The sequence below is a fragment of the Streptomyces sp. NPDC047028 genome (genome assembly GCF_040644095.1).
Taxonomy (GTDB): Bacteria; Actinomycetota; Actinomycetes; order Streptomycetales; family Streptomycetaceae; genus Streptomyces.
In genome coordinates, this window is sequence record NZ_JBEYVS010000105.1 from 1 (window position 1) to 4880 (window position 4880).

The window sequence follows — 4880 nt, forward strand, 5'->3', positions numbered from 1 at the left end:
GCGTTCGGTCCGTTCACAGCCGCGATGCCCGTGCCCTCAGGGAGCACGGCAAGGACTTCGTCCTCGGTCGCCTGTACGGCGGCCATCGCACCCCCCGAAGGGAGCTGCTGCATCAACCGGCCACGAGCAGCGACCAGCTTCGCCGCATCCTCCAGCGACCACAGACCCGCCACATGCGCGGCGGCCAGCTCACCGATGGAGTGCCCGGCCAGCACATCCGGCCGCACACCCCAGAACTCCAGCAACCGGAACAGGGCGACTTCCAGGGCGAACAGCGCCGGCTGCGTGAAGCCCGTCTCGTCCAGCCCCTCACCGCCGAACATCACACCCTTCAGGGGCCGTTCGAGATGGGTGTCCAGCGCACCGCACACCTCGTCCAACGCAGCGGCGAACACGGGGAAGGCCTCATACAGCTCACGCCCCATCCCCGCCCGCTGACTCCCCTGCCCCGTGAACAGGAACGCCGTCGGGCCGGCCTTGGCGGCGGTCGCGTCCCCGTGGGTGAGTGTCTCCAGGCCGGTCAGCAGGCTCTCGCGGTCGGCGCCGACGATGCTCGCGCGGTACGGCAGCGCCGAACGGCCGGTGGCGAGCGCGCGGCCGACTGCGGCCGGGGCGAGGCCGGGGTGGGCGGTGGCGAAGACGAGGAGGCGGGCGGCCTGGGCGCGGACGGCCTCGGCCGACTTGCCTGAGATGATCCAGGGCACCACCGGCAGCGTGGCACTCTCGTCCGCCTGGACGGCTGTCTCCTCGGCGGGAGCCTCCTCGATGATCACGTGGGCGTTGGTGCCGCTGATGCCGAAGGAGGAGACACCGGCGCGCCGGGTCCGCTCCCCCGCCTCCCAGGGCTGGGCCTCGGTGAGCAGCTCGACCGCGCCCTCGGTCCAGTCGACGTGGCTGGAGGGGGTGTCGACGTGCAGCGTGCGCGGCAGTTCCTCGTGGCGCAGGGAGAGGACCATCTTGATGATCCCGGCGACACCTGCCGCCGCCTGCGTGTGCCCGAGGTTGGACTTGATGGACCCGAGCCACAGCGGGACGCCCTCGGCACGGTCCTGTCCGTAGGTGGCGAGCAGCGCCTGTGCCTCGATGGGGTCGCCGAGGCGGGTGCCGGTGCCGTGCGCCTCGACCGCGTCGACCTGCTGCGGCGTGAGCCGGGCGGCCGCGAGGGCCTGGCGGATGACACGCTGCTGGGAGGGGCCGTTGGGGGCGGTGAGGCCATTGCTGGCACCGTCCTGGTTGATCGCCGAGCCCCGCACCACCGCGAGGACGTGGTGTCCGTTGCGGCGGGCGTCGGACAGCTTCTCCAGGACGAGCATGCCGACGCCCTCGCCCCAGCCGGTACCGTCGGCGGCCTCCGCGAACGGCTTGCACCGGCCGTCGGGGGCCAGCCCACGCTGGCGGGAGAAGTCGACGAAGGTGTCCGGGGTGGCCATCACGGTCACGCCGCCGGCCAGGGCCAGGGTGCATTCGCCGCTGCGCAGCGCCTGCGCGGCCAGGTGCACGGCGACCAGCGAGGACGAGCAGGCCGTGTCGACGGTGACCGCCGGGCCTTCGAGGCCGAAGGCGTACGACACGCGGCCGGAGGCGATGCTGCCGCCGACGCCGAGGAAGCCCTCCAGGTCGTCGGTGGCGCGCTCCAGGACCTCGCTGTAGTCGTGGTACATGACGCCGGCGAACACACCGGTGGCGCTGCCGCGCACACCCGCCGGGTCGATCCCGGCCCGTTCGAACGCCTCCCACGAGGTCTCCAGCAGCAGCCGGTGCTGCGGGTCCATGGCGAGCGCCTCGCGCGGGCTGATCCCGAAGAACGCGGGGTCGAACTCGGCTGCCTCGGTGAGGAATCCGCCGTGGCGCGTGTAGGTCTTGCCGGCGGTCTCCGGATCCGGGTCGTACGACTCCTGCCACTGCGGACCCCGGTCGGCGGGGAACTCGGAGACCGCGTCACCGCCTGCCGCGAGGAGGTTCCACAGGTCCTCGGGGGAGGTCACTCCGCCGGGGTAGCGGCAGGCCATACCGACGATCACGACCGGGTCGTCGGTCCCGGCGGACGGGCCGTGCGTCGGCGTGAGCGCGAACTGCTCGTCCCCGCCGACGAGTTCGTACTGGAGGAAGTCGGCCACGGCACCGGGAGTGGGGTGGTCGAAGACGAGGGTCGCGGGCAGGCGCAGGCCGGCCTCCGCGCCCAGCCGGTTGCGGAACTCGACGGCCGTGAGGGAGTCGAAGCCGAACTCCTTGAACGGCTTCTCGGCCGCGACCTCGCCGGCGCCGCCGAAGCCGAGGACGGCGGCGACGTGGCGGCGGACGAGGTCGAGCAGGACACGGGTGCGCTCGGCAGCCGGGAGGCGTTCCAGGCGGGCGGCCAGGTCACCGGCCGCAGCCGCCGCACCGGCGGCCGCGGTCCGGCGTACGGCGGAGGGGCGGACGAGTCCGTGCAGCACGCGGGGCAGTCCGCCGCGCTTGGCCCGCTGTTCCAGAGCCCGGGTGTCCATGACGACGGGAAGCAGCTGGGCGTGGGTGCCGCCGCGCAGTGCCGCGTCCAGGAGGGCGAGGCCACGCTCCTCGTCCAGGGGCAGGACGCCGACCCGGGCCATCCTGTCGATGTCGGCCGCGGTCAGCCCGGCGCCCATGCCGCCGACGGACGGGTCCCACAGGCCCCAGGCGAGCGAGACACCCGGCAGGCCCTGGGCCTGCCGCGAGGCGGCGAGGGCGTCCAAGTAGGCATTGGCTGCCGCGTAGTTGGCCTGGCCGGTACCGTCGAACGTGGCGGCGCTCGACGAGTACAGCACGAAGGCGTCGAGGTCGCGGTCCGCCGTCAGCTCGTGCAGGTACTGTGCGGCGCGCGCCTTGGGCGCCCACACCGACTCCAGCCGTTCCGGTGTCAGCGACTCGATGGTCGCGTCGTCGACGACGCCCGCCGTGTGGACGACCGCCGTGATGTCCGGGTGGTCGGCGAACAGCCGGGCCAGCGCCTCCCGGTCGGAGACGTCACACGCCTCGACCGTCACCTCGGCACCGAACTGGCGCAGAGCGGATGCCAGTTCATCCGCACCGGGCGCTGCGATGCCGCGCCGGCTGGTGAGCAGCAGGCTGCGGACGCCGTGTGCGGTGACCAGGTGGCGGCCGGTGAGCGCGCCGAGCCCGCCCGTGCCGCCGGTGACGAGGACCGTGCCGGATGTGGACCAGGCTCCGGTCTCCGGTGTCTCGCGGACCAGGCGGGGGACGAGGAAGTGACCTTCGAAGTAGGCGAGTTCCGGCTCCCCGGCGGGCAGCCGGGCGGGCAGGTCCTCGGCGTCGAGGAGGACGATCCGGTCCGGGTGCTCGGCCTGGGCGGCCCGGGTGAGGCCACGGATCGCCGATTGTTCGGCGTCGGTGGCCGCCCCACGGGTGACGACGAGGAGGTTCTCCTCACCGCCGAGGTGCTCCTGGAGCCGCGGGAGCAGGTCGGCGACCGTGTCCGCCCGGAGGACGGTGTACGACTCCGTCGGCTCGGTCGCCTCCGTGGGTGCCGGGATCCAGTCGACCCGGTACAGGTCGCGTACGGCACTCGCCGCCGAGTCCGTGTCGGCCGTCGTGGCGGGCCGCAGGGCGAGCGCGCCGACCGTGGCGACCGGGGTTCCGGCCGGGTCGGCGAGGTCGATCCGGTAGCCGGAGCCCGCGTCGCCGATGCGCACCCGCAGAGCGGTGGCGCCGGAGGCGTGCAGGGTGACGTCCGACCAGGAGAACGGCAGTTGGGCCGCCGAGCCCTCCTCCTGGGCGAGGGTGATGGCGTGCAGGGAGGCGTCGAGCAGGGCCGGGTGGACGCCGAAGCCGTCGGTGTCGGTGCCGTCGGCCAGGGCGACCTCGGCGTAGACCGTGCCGTCGGCGGTGCGCCAGGCGGCGCTCAGGCCCTGGAAGAGGGGGCCGTACTCCAGGCCGGCCGCGGCCAGTTCGTCGTAGAGGCTCGTGGTGTCGACCGGCTCGGCGCCGGCCGGCGGCCAGGCGTCCCCGAGGTCTGCGGGCTGGACAGGCTCGGCCGCCAGGGTGCCCTCGGCGTGCAGGGTCCAGGTGTCCTGGCCCGCGGGGCGGGAGTGCACGGTGACGGCGGGCTCGTCGCCCTCACCCACGCGCACCCGGAGGTCCACGGCCCGGTCGGTGGGCAGGACGAGCGGGGCGTGCAGGGTCAGGTCACGGACGGTCCCGCGGCCGACCTGGTCGCCGGCCCGCACCGCGATCTCGACGAGGGCCGCGCCGGGCAGGACGACGGTCCCGTGCACCGCGTGCTCGGCCAGCCAGGGCTGAGCGGCCGGGGACAGCCGCCCGGTGAACAACACGCCTTCGTCGTCCGGGAGTTCGACGGCCGCAGTGAGCAGCGCGTGCTCGGCGTCCATCTGGCCCGCGCTCGCCACGTCGCCCCGGGCCGCGCCCGCGTAGGCGTCGAGCCAGTACGGCTGGTGCTGGAAGGCGTAGGTGGGCAGGTCGACCGGCTGCCGGCCCGGCCCGAAGTAGGCGGACCAGTCGACGCCGGGCAGCCGGGTCAGCGCCTCGACGAGGGCCTGCGGCTCGGAGCGGTCCCGGCGCAGTCCCGCGACCAGCGTCCCCTCGGTGCCGGTGTCGGCGGCCATCGCGGTGAGCACGGCGTCGGGGCCCAGCTCCAGGAAGGTGCGGACTCCGCGACCGTCGAGGGTGGCGACGGCGTCGGCGAACCGGACTGCCTCACGGACATGGCGGACCCAGTAGGAGGGCTGGGAGAGGTCCTCGTACGAGACCGTCGTGCCCGTCAGCGTCGAGACGATCGCGGTCGTGGTCTCGTGGTACGTGAGCTGGGCGGCGATCCGCTCGAACTCGGCGAGCATCGGCTCCATGAGGGGCGAGTGGAAAGCGTGGCTCACGGTGAGCTTCTTCGC

Annotated in this window: 1 protein-coding gene; it reads right to left on the bottom strand. The window is 73.9% G+C overall.

The annotated features are described in order from the left end of the window. Positions 1-4865: SDR family NAD(P)-dependent oxidoreductase (locus tag ABZ854_RS36915; protein WP_361220358.1), on the bottom strand; the 4865-nt coding region annotated here is incomplete at its 3' end. Between the last annotated feature and the right edge of the window lie 15 nt (positions 4866-4880).